This window comes from Exiguobacterium sp. UBA6282 (assembly GCF_002440475.1).
Classification (GTDB): domain Bacteria; phylum Bacillota; class Bacilli; order Exiguobacteriales; family Exiguobacteriaceae; genus Exiguobacterium_A.
This window is the reverse complement of the sequence record NZ_DJUM01000043.1, coordinates 2,909-17,239: the sequence shown is the minus strand read 5'-3', so window position 1 is coordinate 17,239 and position 14,331 is coordinate 2,909. Positions and strand designations below refer to the sequence as shown.

Genomic DNA, 14,331 nt, shown 5'->3' with positions numbered 1-14,331 from the left:
CGGAGGAACAGCAATGAAGATTTTATTCGTCGGAGACGTCGTCGGTGCACCCGGTCGACATATCCTGCAACAATTTACAGCACGCTTGAAAGCGAAATACAATCCGAACGTCATGCTTGTCAACGGTGAAAATGCAGCACACGGACGCGGCATCACGAAGTCGATTTATCATCAATTCCTCGAACTCGGATTCCACGGCATCACGATGGGGAACCATACGTTTGATAACCGTGACATCTTTGACTGGATTGACGACGCGGACCGGATCATCCGTCCTGCGAACTATCCGGAAGGCACACCAGGTCGTGGGATGATGATCGTTAAGGCAGGCAATAAAAAGATTGCCGTCATCAACGTCCAAGGAACGGTCTTCTTACCACCTCTCGGTGACCCGTTCCGTACCGTTGATGAACTGATTGCGGAAGTCGAAGGAAAAGTCGATGCGATCTTCGTTGATGTCCATGCGGAAGCAACGAGTGAAAAAATCGCGATGGGTTATCACCTCGATGGTCGTGTACAAGCTGTCGTTGGCACACATACACACGTCCAGACAGCAGATGAGCGTGTTCTTGACGGAGGAACGGCTTATATCACGGATGTCGGGATGACAGGTCCGTTGAACGGTGTGCTCGGGATGCGTCAGGAAGATGTCCTACGAAAATTTAAGACACAGCTCCCAACGCGGTTTGAAGTTGCCGAAGGACGGGAACAACTTAATGGAGTCTTGATTCATATCGATGACACAACAAAAAAAGCAACGAAGATTGAACGGATTCATCTGACGGATCAGTCAGTATTCTTCGACTGATTGCCATTTCTGGATGGGGAGGTACACGCATGGACGTCCTGAAAGTATCAGCTAAGTCGAATCCAAACGCGGTAGCAGGTGCACTCGCGGGTGTCATTCGAGAGAGAGGTTCCGTCGAGATTCAGGCCATTGGTGCGGGAGCGCTCAATCAATCTGTCAAAGCCGTCGCCATCGCACGCGGATTCGTGGCGCCTTCTGGCATCGATTTGATTTGTATCCCAGCCTTCACAGACATTTTAATTGATGGAGAAGAAAGAACCGCCATCAAACTCATCATCGAACCACGATGATGAATTGGACATAGGTCCTATATTTACAAGTAGACCATTTACTCGACTGGAGTAGATGGTCTTTTTGCTGCGTCTTCGAATTTTTCTCACCTTTCCACCGAGGGAGCATTGTACTACTTCCGGTAAATCGGTATCATGAGGGAGGATAGAGAGAACTATCATTTCAGGGGACAGAGAAGGAGCGAACGTCGATGTATAATCAGTTATCATGGAAAGTTGGCGGTCAGCAGGGAGAAGGGATCGAATCAACAGGCGAAATCTTTGCGATTGCCTTGAATCGACTCGGCTATTACCTGTATGGCTACCGTCACTTTTCGTCACGTATCAAGGGAGGACATACGAATAATAAGATTCGTGTCGCGACACAGGAAGTCCGGACGATTTCCGATGATCTCGATATTTTGGTCGCATTCGATCAAGAGACGATCGACGTCAACTTCCATGAATTGCGTCAAGGTGCCATCATCATCGCGGATGCGAAATTCAATCCGACGAATCCGGACGAAGCACGCGCCTCATTGTATGCGATTCCATTTACGGAGATCGCAGCTGATCTCGGTACGGCATTGATGAAGAACATGGTCGCGATTGGTGCATCGAGTGCGATTCTCGGCATTGCACCAGAGCGTTTCCAAGCCGTCGTCGAACAGATTTTCGGACGAAAAGGTCCAGATATGGTCGAGAAGAACTTAGCAGCAATTCGTGAAGGAGCAGCAGCGTTTGAAGCTCTTGCAGGAGAGGGCGAACGGTTCGTCTTGGAACCGGCTGACGGAAAACAACGGATGTTCATGATCGGAAACGATGCAATTGCTCTTGGCGCGATTGCCGGTGGAGCGCGTCTGATGGCAGCTTACCCGATCACACCATCATCTGAGATCATGGAATACTTAATCAAGAAATTACCGCAGTTCGGTGGAACGGTCGTCCAGACGGAAGACGAACTGGCAGCGGTCACGATGGCAATTGGTGCCAACTATGCAGGTGTCCGTGCTTTGACGGCGTCTGCTGGTCCAGGATTGTCACTAATGGCGGAAGCGATCGGGTTATCCGGGATGACGGAAACACCGCTCGTCATCGTCGATACACAACGGGGTGGTCCGTCAACAGGTCTACCAACGAAACAGGAACAATCTGACTTGATGGCGATGATCTATAGTACACATGGTGAAATTCCAAAGGTCGTTTTGGCACCATCAACGGTCGAGGAAGCGTTCTACGATGCAGCAGAAGCATTTAACATTGCAGAAGAGTACCAATGTCCTGTCATTCTATTGACGGATTTGATGCTATCGCTCGGAAAACAATCGGTTGAGCCACCAGATATGTCACGCGTCGAGATCCGTCGCGGGAAGTTGATTCAGGAAGACTTACCGGAACTTGAAGGGAAAACGTACTTCAAACGCTACGAAGTGACGGAAGATGGGATCAGCCCACGTGTCATTCCAGGCGTCAAGCACGGGATTCATCACGTGACGGGTGTTGAGCACAATGAGGAAGGGCGTCCGTCGGAAGCGACGAAGAACCGGGTCGATCAAATGACGAAACGACTTCGCAAGCTGAATACGTTCCGCTTACAGGATGCCGTTCTTGTAACGGAGCATCATGCAGAACCGGATATCTTATTCGTTGGTTTCAACTCGACACGTGGAACGATTGAAGAGATCATGCCACGACTCGAAACACAAGGGATCAAGGTCGATCACTTGCATATCCGTCAAGTCCATCCGTTCCCAAGTGAACTTGTCACGCCGCACTTAGAGCGGGCAAAACGAGTCATCGTCGTCGAGTACAATGCAACAGGACAACTGGCGAAGCTGATCCAGATGAACTGTGGACATGCATCGAAGATCGAGCATATCCTGAAATTCAATGGCGACCCGTTCTACCCGGCAGAGGTCGTCGAGCAGGTCGTAGGAGGGGTATATCATGGCAACCTTTAAGGATTTTAGAAATGATGTCAAACCAAACTGGTGTCCGGGNNTGTGGAGACTTCTCGATTCAAGCAGCGATTCAGCGTGCTGTCGCAAACGTCGGTCTCGAACCAGAAGAGTTGGCATTGATTTCCGGGATTGGCTGTTCTGGTCGGATTTCCGGTTATATCAATACGTATGGCTTCCACGGCGTTCATGGACGATCTTTACCGATCGCCCAAGGTGTCAAGATGGCGAACCGCGAATTAACGGTCATCGCGTCTGGTGGCGACGGTGATGGATTCGCGATCGGCATGGGACATACGATTCATGCGTTCAAACGGAATGTCGACATGACGTACATCGTCATGGACAATCAGATTTACGGCTTGACGAAGGGACAGACGTCACCTACTTCTGCACCGGGATTTAAGACGAAGTCAACTCCAAAAGGATCGATCGAAAAGAGTGTTTCACCGGTTGAACTTGCTTTGACGGCTGGCGCGACATTCGTTGCCCAGAGCTTCTCGAATGATTTAAAAGGGTTGACGCAATTGATCGAGCAAGCGACGGCGCATAAAGGATTTGCGTTCATTAACGTCTTCAGTCCATGCGTCACATTCAACAAGGTCAATACGTACGATTGGTTCAAGCAGAACTTGACGAAGCTGTCCGATATCGAAGGATACGACCCGTCGAACTTGGATCTTGCGAAACAGACCGTTCATGCACACGATGGTCTCGTCATGGGATTGATCTATCAGGATGAAACACGTCCTGATTACCAGTCACAAATCGATGGGTACCAAGAATCCGGTCTCGCATATGCGGATCTTGAGCTAAACGAAGAAACATTCGGTAAACTAGCGGCAGAATTCATGTAAGATAGAGGAAAGATGTGTTTGGTTTTTGGGGATGCTAAACATTTGGAAGTTCGCCACATATAAATAAACGTGAGCTTCCGCGAAGGAGTCGGGGAAAGATGACGAAATTAGTAACAGCGGTAGAAGAGACGACAACGACGAAAACGATGCGTGCACTTGTCAAAGAAGAGCGCGGATTCGGTGCGGCACTGAAAGAAGTACCCGTACCCGTACCGGATCGTGGAGAAGTCTTGATTCGAGTCGAGGCAACATCAATTTGTGGGACGGACGTGCATATCTATGAGTGGGATGCGTGGGCAGCGTCACGTGTCAATCCGCCGTATGTCTTCGGTCACGAGTTCTCGGGCGAAGTCGTCGAGCTCGGGGAGGGTACGAAACGCTTGAAACTTGGTGACCGTGTCTCGGCTGAGACGCATATCGTCTGTCATCAATGTAAACAGTGTCTTCGTGGGCAATATCATATCTGTAAGAACACGAAGATCATCGGTGTCGATACACAAGGCTGTTTTGCGGAATACGTCGTCATGCCGGAAGAAAACCTCTGGGTCAACCCGGAAGATATGCCAGCGGGAATCGCTTCGATTCAAGAGCCGATGGGAAATGCTGTCCATACCGTTCTTGCGAGTGATGTCAGCGCTAAAACGGTCGCAATCGTCGGTTGTGGTCCAATTGGTTTGATGGCAGTCTCAGTCGCTAAAGCAGCCGGTGCGGCGGAAGTCGTCGCAATCGACGTCAATCCGTATCGTCTTGAACTCGCACGGACGATGGGGGCAGATGTCGTCATCGATTCACGTCATGACGATGTCTTGGAGCGGATCGAGCGTATGACCGACGGCGACGGAATCGACGTTGTCTGTGAGATGAGTGGACATCCGGCTGCGATTCGTCAAGCATTCGAAATGGTGACAGCAGGTGGAGACGTCAACATCCTCAGTCTGCCGGTCAAACCGGTCGAAATCGATTTGACGAACCACGTTGTCTTCAAAGGCGTCCGGGTTCAAGGCATCACCGGTCGGAAGATGTATGAGACATGGAGTCAGGTTTCTGCTTTCTTATCAAGTGGAAAAGTTGATGTCCGACCGTTGATTACACACACGTTGCCGCTTGAGCGGTTCGAAGAAGGATTTGAATTGATGCGTCAAGGGAAATGCGGGAAAGTCGTATTACAACCAAGGGGGACGAATTAATGGGATTTGAACACTTACGGACAGAATTAGAAGAGATGAAACAGGCGGGCACGTTCCGCAACCTTGTAGCACTCGAGAGCGCGCAACACAATCGCGTGACGATTGACGGGAAGGAACTGATCCAACTGTCGTCGAACAACTACCTCGGACTCGCAGCACATCCGCGTCTTGCTGAACAAGCAGCGGAAGCAGCGCGGACGTTTGGTGCCGGAACAGGATCGGTTCGAACGATTGCTGGAACGCTCGAGATGCACCAAGCGTTTGAGCGGGAACTCGCGACATTCAAGCATACGGAAGCGGCACTTGTTTTCCAGTCGGGATTCGCAACGAATCTCGGTGTCTTATCAGCGTTACTCGGTCCTGAAGACGTTGTTATCTCAGATGAGTTGAACCACGCTTCGATCATCGATGGGATCCGTCTGACAAAAGCGAAACGCCGGATCTATAAACATGTCGATTTGGCGGATCTTGAGGCAGCTTTACAAGAAACACAGGACGCGCGAACACGCCTCGTCGTCACGGACGGTGTCTTCTCGATGGATGGGAACATTGCACCACTTCCAGAAATCGTTGAATTAGCCGAGCGTTATGACGCGCTCGTCATGGTCGATGATGCGCACGCTTCAGGTGTTCTTGGGAAAGCAGGACGCGGTACGGTCAATCACTTCGGTCTTGACGGTCGTGTTGCCTTGCAAGTCGGTACACTCTCAAAAGCAATCGGAGTCCTCGGTGGATACGTTGCGTGTGAACAACACGTCAAAGATTACTTGATCCANNCATCCACCAGCAGTCGTTGAAGCAAACCGGGAAGCACTTCGTGTCATGGAAGAAGAAACGGTCCTCTTTGATCGTCTGTGGGAAAACACGGAATTCTTCAAACAAGGATTACGGGATCTTGGATTCGATATCGGGACGTCTACGACACCGATCACACCGGTCATCGTCGGTGATGAGGCGCGTTGTCACGAATTATCCGATCGCCTCCGTCAAGAAGGTGTCTTTGCTCAAGGAATCGCCTTCCCGACCGTTGCAAAAGGAAAAGCACGTGTTCGGACGATCGTAACGGCGGAACATACACGCGAAGACTTGACGACAGCGCTTGCAGCGTTCGAAAAAGTCGGTCGTGAATTAAACTTGATCGGTTGATATCGATCACGGACGAACCAGGTCCGCATACTTTCAGGCAGCGGATCAGCGATCCGCTGCCTGAAGTGCGTCATGACGAAAGAATCAAAGTCGACCGTTTTTACTTTTGCGAGATAGGGAATAATAGATGAGGAAAGGATGTGACCTGATGAGTATGAAGAAGAAAGGGATACTGCTCTCATTTTTGATGCTGACACTACTCCTTGGGGGGTGTATTCGCATCCAGTACGATGCAACGATCCATACCGATCAGAGCGTCACCTTAAAAACGACATATGCCGCAAAGGAACATCCAGTGGCGCGTTTACTGAATCTAAATCCGAATTGGAAAGGTTATGTCAAACAGGCAGAAAAGAATGGCTATGCGGCAAAGACGTTCAAGACGAAGGATGACTACGAAGGCATCCGGATGCAGAAGACATTTGCGAACTTCAAGGACATGACGTCGATCAAAGACGAATGGAAGACGGGCATCGGTGGGATTCTCATTCCACCTGATACGAAGTTCGACATGAAAAAATCAGACGGATTTTGGTTTGATACGTATCGACTTGATACGAACATCGATCTAAGTATCGATCGCCTGAACATCAAAGGGTATCAACCGACGGGTCAAGTCAAGAAACTTGCTGATCGTTATATTCGCCAAGCCGATATCGAGATCAAGCTCCACGGTCCGAAAGTGATTGGTCTCCAAAACGGAGAAAAGATCGACTGGTCGAATTACCATGATGTGTCATGGAAATTATACGGAACGAAAGCAAACCAACTACAGTTGATTGCCTATGTACCAAATCCGACAGGTTGGATCATCACCGGTGTTGTATTATTGATCGGTGTTGGCTTATTGCTTTACTGGATCTTTCACCGTGTCCGTCGTTTGCGTCGGCAACAGTTGAAGACAATCAGTATTTCGCTCCTTGTCTGTTTGATTGTCGGAGGAGGGGCATGGTGGCTATTCGCGGAAGATACATCGAGTGCTCCACCGCCAACGCGTCAGATCGTTACGCAAGGAAAGAGTGAAATCGTACCGACGTTCCTCGTCCATGGATTGTTCGGTACAGAGCGGACGTTCGTCCCAATGATTCAGAACTTCACGAAAAAAAAAGTTGCCGATGATGGCGGTCGATGTGACGTGACTCGTTCTGGGAAAGCGACTTGTAGCGTCACACCTTCGCCAACCGGCTACCCGCTTGTCCGAATCGTCTTTGCAGACGACGAGGCGAGCCTTGCCGATCAACAAAAGTGGTTGAATGCAGCGATTGCTGCGTATGATGCGAAACAAAAAGCGACCTTTGCCGATATCCAGCTCGTCGGGCACAGCATGGGTGGTGTGGATGTCGTCGCCTATACGGTCCAAGAAGAGATGCCGTATCACGTCCGAAAAGTTGTGACGCTCGACTCACCAATCGCCGGCTCCGATTATGCAAAACTCGGGTTGACGCTCGCACCGCTTGGCACGAATACGAACAGTCCCGCCATTCGTGATCTCGCGAAGGGCTCACCAGCGATGAACAATTTAACTAAGCGGCTCGAGACGTGGCCGCGCGATGTACTCGTCTATTCGTTTGGTGCCAAAGGAGGCGATTTCAATCTGATTTCGTTAAAGAGTTCCTTTGCACTCGAGAACTACACGGATAATATCCAGACAAAATCGTATAAATATGATCACTTCACGATTCATCGCCGGGAGCCGGTCTTCCGCGAAATCCGCAATTTCCTATTTAAAGAAAATCGGGTCACGGAGGAGGAATCATCATGAAACACGTCGTCATCGTCGGCGGAGGAATTGCAGGTTTAACGGCTGCGGCTCTGATCGCACAAGAAGGCCATACTGTTACCGTCCTTGAAGGAAGTCGTGAATGGGGGGGATCAGCCGGGAAGTTCACGCGCCGGGACCTGACGTATCCGGTAGGGGCGACACTCGGAATGGGGTTTGAGCCCGGTGGTATTCACGCCCGTGTTCTTGATCATCTTGGAGTAACGCATCAGGTCGAGTCGCTCGACGTCGTCATGACGATTCGCATCGCAGGACGGACGATTCATTATTATCAGGATCGTGCTGCGTTTCTAACCGAATTGACGTCACATTTTCCGGAGCAGGCATCGTCGATTCAGGCTTTCTTTGCTGAAATCGAGCAGATTCACGAGATGATTCGTCCGCTAATGGCAGAACTTCCAGCATTACCACTTCAAGATCCAGCAGACGTCCGGCGGTTAGTCCGTCACGTGAAAAGTGTTGTTCTCTTGCCGTATTTTCCGCTGACGATTGGTCATTTGTTACGAAAACATCGACTAGCGGATACGTTATTCGCACAAGTGATCGATGGGATTTTGCTCGACAGCATGCAGACAGGGCAGGAGGCCTCAGCTTTACTAGGAGCCGTCGCCTTATCGATTTATCATGAAGGTGCCTATTATGTTCCGGGAGGCTTGTACCGACTAGCTGAGCAATTGAAAGAGACAGCAGAGGAGAGCGGGGCAACCTGTCTCCTTGGGCGAAAAGTCACGTCGATTCGAAAGACATCAGATGGATTTTTGATTGAGGATCGCCGAGGACGCTTGATGCTTGCTGATGCTGTCATCTGTGCGGTTCCGCTTGAAGGCATCCGGGAAGTCGTCAGCATGGATATGCGACGAACGTTACGACGAACGTACCGACGACAGGAAAAATTACAGCAATGGGCGACCTTTACGTATTATGCGGCGATTCCAGAGGCACTCATTTTGTCTGACGAAGCATTCCGGCAAGTTCATGATCCGTCCTTACCTTCAGGTCATGCCTTCATCTCGCTGTCCCGTCCGGATGATCGATTACGTGCACCAGTTGGTCAGCGGACGCTGACGATGTCATGCCATGTTCCGATTGGTACGTTTGATAAGACGAACCGGAAACGCTATGACGGACAAGTCGAGACGATGTCGGCGATCTTCGAAGCCATTCTCGAACAGCAGTTTCCTGGCTTCGCGCAACAGGCAATCGAACGCCATCCGGGTGGGCCAGGTGCATGGGTCCGCTATACGTTCCGTCCGGATGGTGGAGTCGGTGGATATCCGCAACGTCCGAGTACGAGTCTCCTATTCGCGGCACCGTTTCGAACAGGTGTCGATCATTTCTTTGCAATCGGCGATACCATCTTTCCGGGTGCTGGGACGATCGGTGCGACGACGTCTGCGATCCATGCTGCCAGACAGTTTGGAGTCAGATTGTGAGAAATCGTCGTAAAATGATGAAAGAAGCGACGCATCTGTCGCTTTTTTCACATTTGAGGATTATGATGAGGAAGAGTCGGGAACATGATATCCATGAACAAAAAGAGAGAAGGAGTGAAGAACCATGGAGACATTCGAGCAAAAATGTCAGTCGTTCATTCAGGAACGACGACCTGAAGTCGGTCCGATTCAATTCGAGTCGGCGCGTACGTTTCTCAATGCACGCGGTTTAAGTGTCTACGAACGGATTTATCAAGGGAAAGAAGAAGTCCGATTAGCGTTCGTTGAACAGACAAATGGTCAACAACTCGTTTCATTAATGGAAAATACATTCGGCAACGGACTGGTCTATTTTGTCTCAACGGCAACCGCGACATGGGATGGCGACCGTTTTGGTGAATACACGTTTTAAGTACATAGGGAGTCCCAGTCGATGACTGGGGCTCTTTCGTGTCGAAACCTAATCCTTGTCCCGTTCGTAAGGTAGATAAGTGACTCAGTTGAAGGAGGAAACGATGTGTCATCATTTGAACAACCTAAAACATCGACACGGCGGCTTGCAACCGTTTCGTTGATTTTCATGGCGGTCGGATTCGTCGTCTCATTGCCATTTAAAGAAAATGCGTGGGTCTTTTGGCTCCAGAGTGGTTTTGAAGCCGGACTCGTCGGTGGGATTGCCGACTGGTTCGCGATCACGGCGCTGTTTCGTCACCCGCTTGGCTTAAAGATTCCCCATACGAACCTATTGCCGAAAAATCGGGAACGGGTCATCGAATCGATTGTTCATATGCTCGAGACGGACTTACTGAACAAAGAAAGTATCGTTGCGAAGCTGCAACATATGACGCTTGCAGATCGTGTCATCAAAATTTTACGTTCGATTCTGGTCTTACCTGCCTTTCGAGCAACCGTCACCGAGCTGTTGATGGGTTTGATTCGGAAACTACCTAAAGAGGCAATTCTTGAGTTTGCGAATACACGGGTGACGGAGACGATCAAAGCGTATCCGTCCAAACGGCTGGCGGTCCGGGCGATGGAGTTGAATGAGGAACGTCGACTCGACGAGTGGCTGATGGATCAGTTACTCGATTACGGCCAACGTCTTCTCGAAGATCCGATCATTCGCGATCAGATTGGCCGCCTTGCTTATACGGCAATGATTGACCAAGAAAAGAATACGTTTTTGCGGGTGACGGCGCGAACCGTCCAAAAAGTCTATTCGGAAGAAAAACTCAGTCTGGTCATTCAAGGCGTCTTGTTGACGGTCATTCAAGATATGCGACACGTCCATCATCCGAATCGACTCGCGATTCTCGATCATCTGCGTCGTAACCTGGCACAGTTGTCGATTGATGAAGAGCGTCTCGCGAAAATCGATGCTTGGAAGGCAAGTGAGGTCGACCGGTTTGACTTCGTTCCGGTTATTGAACGTGCATATGACGCTGGTCTGATCGAGCTCGAACGCTATTTGACGTCAGACGCTTTCTGGACGGAACGGGCGATGCCGATGCTTTCGCGCGCTTTAGACGACTGGGAACAGCATCCGACGTTCAAGGATAGCAGTGATCAGTGGATGAAGGAGCAACTCGTGCGTTTCGTCGAACAAAATCACCAAAAAATCGGCGGACTCGTGCGCGAGAACTTGAATCGGTTCGATACCGAGACACTCATTCACATGATCGAGGATAAGGTTGGCAGTGACTTGCAATGGATCCGGGTCAACGGAGCATTGTGTGGATTCATCATCGGTTTGATCCTCGGTGCGATCAAGGTGTTCGTCGGATGAGCCGGTGGACATATGATGTGACGTTGTCGGAAGCATTTGATTTTAAAGGAATCGTGTCTCGTTTGACGGAAGACCCGTTACAAATCGAACAGGATGGGCGACTCGTCGTTCCAGTCTTCGTCAACGATCAGGCATACATCACGATGATGGAAGCCATCGATGGTTATACGTTACGGATTGAAGGTTCAGGACCGAAAACAGCGGTGCTGACGCAACTCAATCGGCGCTTTCGACTCAATGAACCGAATCCTGCGCAGCGTCTCAAGGCGACGTCGTTACATGCAATCGTCGAACGGTTCGGCGATGAACGACTCGTGCTTGATCATTCACCGTTCACGGCCTTGATTCGCTCGATCATTCATCAACAAATCAATCTCTCATTTGCCCATACGTTGACGGAACGTGTCTTTCGAACATTCGGAACGGTCAAGGACGGGATCATCCTTCCGCCGACGCCGCGTCAATTAGCGGCAGCGCGTCGCGAAGACTTGCTTGCTCTGCAACTATCAGGACGTAAAGTTGATTATCTGCTTGGCGTAGCGACAGCAGCGATTGATTATGATGCATTGACGTCAACCGACGACGCAGAAATCGCTGAGACGTTGATTGCACTGAAAGGCGTCGGACCATGGACGGTCCAAAACGTCCTGATGTTCGGGTACGGTCGTCCAGATTTGTTTCCGGCATCAGACATCGGGATTTTACGGGCTTTCGAACGGTTACTCGGTTACCGACCGACGGTGGAAGAAGCGACGCGACTGGCAGAGGAATTTGCCCCTATCCGCAGTCACNNCGACTGGCAGAGGAATTCGCTCCTGTTCGCAGTCACGCTGCCTATCTATTATGGCGTTCGATTGAATAAGGAACTATTCTTGTCACTCTATCGCGAGAACGGTATAATGAATGCGACAGAACGAGGAATCGTTCAGAATGCTAAGGGAAGCGACGTGTTCGCTAACGATAGAGGGGACGAATGTGGATGTATACAGATGAACAAATCATCGAAAAAGCCAATGAAATCGCCAAAATGATTTCAGAGACACCGGAAGTAGAACGATTTAAAGCGGCAGAAGCCAACATCAATGGAAATGAAAAAGTCCAAAAGATGATGAAACAAATCAAGTTCCTTCAAAAAGAGGCAGTCAACTGCCAACATTACGGCAAAACAGAAGCACTCGCACGTGTCGAAGCGAAGCTCGATAAATTGTTCGCTGAGCTCGATGAGATGCCTGTCGTCCAACAGTTCCAAGAAACACAAGAAGAAGTCAACGGACTTCTCCAATACATCACGGTGACGATCTCGAACGGGATTACGGATCAAATCATCGAAGCGACGGACGGAGATGTTCTCGCTGGTAAGACAGGTAGCGGCATGGAAGCAGAAAACAAAAGCGGCGGTTGCGGCTACTAATCACGAAATGAACGAAAAGCCGACGGACATCCGTCGGCTTTTTCGACGAATGAGGTGGAAGAATGGAAGCAGTACACAACACTCCGATGATGAAACAATACTTCTCGATCAAGGCGGACTATCCGGACGCCTTCTTGTTTTATCGGCTCGGAGATTTTTACGAATTATTCTTTGAGGATGCTAAAAAGGTCGCCCATGAGCTGGAATTGACGCTGACGGCGAAAAACGGCAAGAACGCGGAACATCCGATTCCGATGTGTGGCGTACCTCATCACGCGGCGAACGGCTATATCGAACAGTTGATCGAGCGTGGTTATAAAGTGGCACTTTGCGATCAAGTCGAGGATCCGAAGTTGACGAAAGGACTCGTCAAACGCGAAGTCATCCAAGTCATCACGCCGGGAACGTTGATGTCCGCATTGACGGAAAAAGAGAATCGGTACTTAGTCGCGGTCGTCGAACAGGACGGTCGCTTTGGGATTGCCCGCGGAGATGTCTCGACAGGTGAGAGTGCCTTGACAAGCGTTGCGACACTCGACGGTGTGATCAAGGAACTGAGCATCATCCTGCCACGGGAAATCATCGTCACGACAGAGGAACATGAGACGGCGCTCGCACACTTACGGATTCCACTGACACGTAGCTTACGGCGCGAGACGCATCCGCACGGCGACCGTGCGATTGATACAGCCCAAGCGGAAGCCTTTGCGGTGCTCTATGCCTATATGCACGATACACAAAAACGGGCGTTGACACATCTGCAACCTGCTGTCGTCTATGAAGCGAGTGACTTCATGCAACTCGAGCCGAATACGGTCAAGAATCTCGAGCTCGTTCGCTCGGCACGGACAGGAGATAAAAAGGGTTCGTTGCTTGGTCTACTTGACGTGACAGGTACAGCGATGGGCGGACGGATGCTGAAACGCTGGTTAGAAAAACCGTTGTTATCGGAACGCGTCATCACGGAACGGCTCGACGCCGTCGAGGAATTGTTGCAACACTATTTCGAGCGTCAACAACTAAAAGATACGTTACGCGAAGTCTATGATCTCGAGCGACTCGTCGCGAAAGTCGGGTATGGAACAGCGTCTGCGCGCGACCTCGTTCAATTGAAGTCGACGTTGCGATTGATTCCCCGCATTCAATCAGCGCTTGAGGAGATGATGAGTGAACGTCTCGGTCAACTCAGTCTCGGACTCGATCCGCACGATGAGTTGAGCGATCTACTCGATCGTGCTTTCGTTGAAGCCCCACCGATCTCAACGAAAGAGGGCGGAATGATTAAGGCTGGTTATTCAGCAGACCTCGATGAGTTACTCGTCGCTTCAAAAGACGGCAAGACATGGCTTGCGACACTTGAAGCCAGTGAACGGGCAGCGACTGGCATCAAGACGTTGAAGATCGGCTACAATCGCGTCTTCGGTTATTACATCGAGGTCTCACGTGCGAATGCCAAGCTGTTGCCGGAAGGACGGTATGAACGGAAGCAGACACTTGCCAATGCCGAGCGTTATATCACACCGGAACTGAAGGAAAAAGAAGCATTGATCCTTGGTGCGGAAGAGAAGAGTGTCACACTCGAGTACGATCTCTTCTGCGGGGTGCGCGATGAAGTCAAAGGACACATCGAAAGCTTACAACGCGTCAGTCGCCGGATCGCAGAACTCGACGTCCTCGTCGCACTGGCTGAGATTGC

At 50.3% G+C, this 14,331-nt stretch carries 11 protein-coding genes and 2 pseudogenes; all 13 read left to right on the top strand.

What is annotated here, in order from left to right; genetic code table 11:
- Positions 1-13: 13 nt before the first annotated feature.
- Positions 14-808, top strand: coding sequence for a TIGR00282 family metallophosphoesterase (locus B2751_RS11255; RefSeq protein ID WP_035408850.1), 795 nt, complete (start codon positions 14-16; stop codon positions 806-808).
- 29 nt (positions 809-837) lie between these two features.
- Complete coding sequence (locus tag B2751_RS11250) at positions 838-1,098, top strand: stage V sporulation protein S (RefSeq protein ID WP_023467705.1); 261 nt, start codon at positions 838-840, stop codon at positions 1,096-1,098.
- Positions 1,099-1,289: 191 nt separating this feature from the next.
- Positions 1,290-3,038: a 2-oxoacid:acceptor oxidoreductase subunit alpha gene (locus tag B2751_RS11245; RefSeq protein WP_290774827.1), complete on the top strand. Its 1,749-nt coding sequence runs from the start codon at positions 1,290-1,292 to the stop codon at positions 3,036-3,038.
- Positions 3,025-3,892: pseudogene (locus tag B2751_RS11240) on the top strand (2-oxoacid:ferredoxin oxidoreductase subunit beta). The gene B2751_RS11245 and the pseudogene B2751_RS11240 overlap by 14 nt, the downstream one beginning before the upstream one ends.
- Before the next feature lie 98 nt (positions 3,893-3,990).
- Positions 3,991-5,079, top strand: coding sequence for an L-threonine 3-dehydrogenase (gene tdh, locus B2751_RS11235; RefSeq protein ID WP_035408847.1), 1,089 nt, complete (start codon positions 3,991-3,993; stop codon positions 5,077-5,079).
- Positions 5,079-6,225, top strand: a pseudogene (locus B2751_RS11230) (glycine C-acetyltransferase). The gene tdh and the pseudogene B2751_RS11230 overlap by 1 nt, the downstream one beginning before the upstream one ends.
- A 145-nt stretch (positions 6,226-6,370) precedes the next feature.
- Complete coding sequence (locus tag B2751_RS11225) at positions 6,371-7,987, top strand: alpha/beta hydrolase (protein WP_035409713.1); 1,617 nt, start codon at positions 6,371-6,373, stop codon at positions 7,985-7,987.
- Positions 7,984-9,438, top strand: a complete 1,455-nt coding sequence (locus B2751_RS11220; protein ID WP_290774825.1) for a phytoene desaturase family protein — start codon at positions 7,984-7,986, stop codon at positions 9,436-9,438. Before B2751_RS11225 ends, B2751_RS11220 begins: the two co-directional genes overlap by 4 nt.
- A gap of 124 nt (positions 9,439-9,562) precedes the next feature.
- Positions 9,563-9,850: a hypothetical protein gene (locus B2751_RS11215; RefSeq protein WP_029341204.1), complete on the top strand. Its 288-nt coding sequence runs from the start codon at positions 9,563-9,565 to the stop codon at positions 9,848-9,850.
- A gap of 105 nt (positions 9,851-9,955) precedes the next feature.
- Complete coding sequence (locus tag B2751_RS11210; RefSeq protein ID WP_035408840.1) at positions 9,956-11,224, top strand: DUF445 domain-containing protein; 1,269 nt, start codon at positions 9,956-9,958, stop codon at positions 11,222-11,224.
- Complete coding sequence (locus B2751_RS11205; RefSeq protein WP_422653603.1) at positions 11,146-12,255, top strand: DNA-3-methyladenine glycosylase family protein; 1,110 nt, start codon at positions 11,146-11,148, stop codon at positions 12,253-12,255. Before B2751_RS11210 ends, B2751_RS11205 begins: the two co-directional genes overlap by 79 nt.
- Complete coding sequence (locus tag B2751_RS11200; RefSeq protein ID WP_023467714.1) at positions 12,198-12,635, top strand: RicAFT regulatory complex protein RicA family protein; 438 nt, start codon at positions 12,198-12,200, stop codon at positions 12,633-12,635. The genes B2751_RS11205 and B2751_RS11200 overlap by 58 nt, the downstream gene beginning before the upstream one ends.
- A 62-nt stretch (positions 12,636-12,697) precedes the next feature.
- Positions 12,698-14,331 (top strand): DNA mismatch repair protein MutS (gene mutS, locus B2751_RS11195; protein ID WP_290774822.1); only part of this gene is annotated, 1,634 nt, incomplete at its 3' end.

What these genes read in the sequence shown, in the direction of transcription:
- B2751_RS11200 (WP_023467714.1), top strand. Translation starts at nt 12,198, where the DNA reads ATGTGGATGTATACAGATGAACAAATCATCGAAAAAGCCAATGAAATC.
- B2751_RS11255 (WP_035408850.1), top strand. Translation starts at nt 14, where the DNA reads ATGAAGATTTTATTCGTCGGAGACGTCGTCGGTGCACCCGGTCGACAT.
- B2751_RS11250 (WP_023467705.1), top strand. Translation starts at nt 838, where the DNA reads ATGGACGTCCTGAAAGTATCAGCTAAGTCGAATCCAAACGCGGTAGCA.
- B2751_RS11215 (WP_029341204.1), top strand. Translation starts at nt 9,563, where the DNA reads ATGGAGACATTCGAGCAAAAATGTCAGTCGTTCATTCAGGAACGACGA.
- B2751_RS11245 (WP_290774827.1), top strand. Translation starts at nt 1,290, where the DNA reads ATGTATAATCAGTTATCATGGAAAGTTGGCGGTCAGCAGGGAGAAGGG.
- B2751_RS11220 (WP_290774825.1), top strand. Translation starts at nt 7,984, where the DNA reads ATGAAACACGTCGTCATCGTCGGCGGAGGAATTGCAGGTTTAACGGCT.
- tdh (WP_035408847.1), top strand. Translation starts at nt 3,991, where the DNA reads ATGACGAAATTAGTAACAGCGGTAGAAGAGACGACAACGACGAAAACG.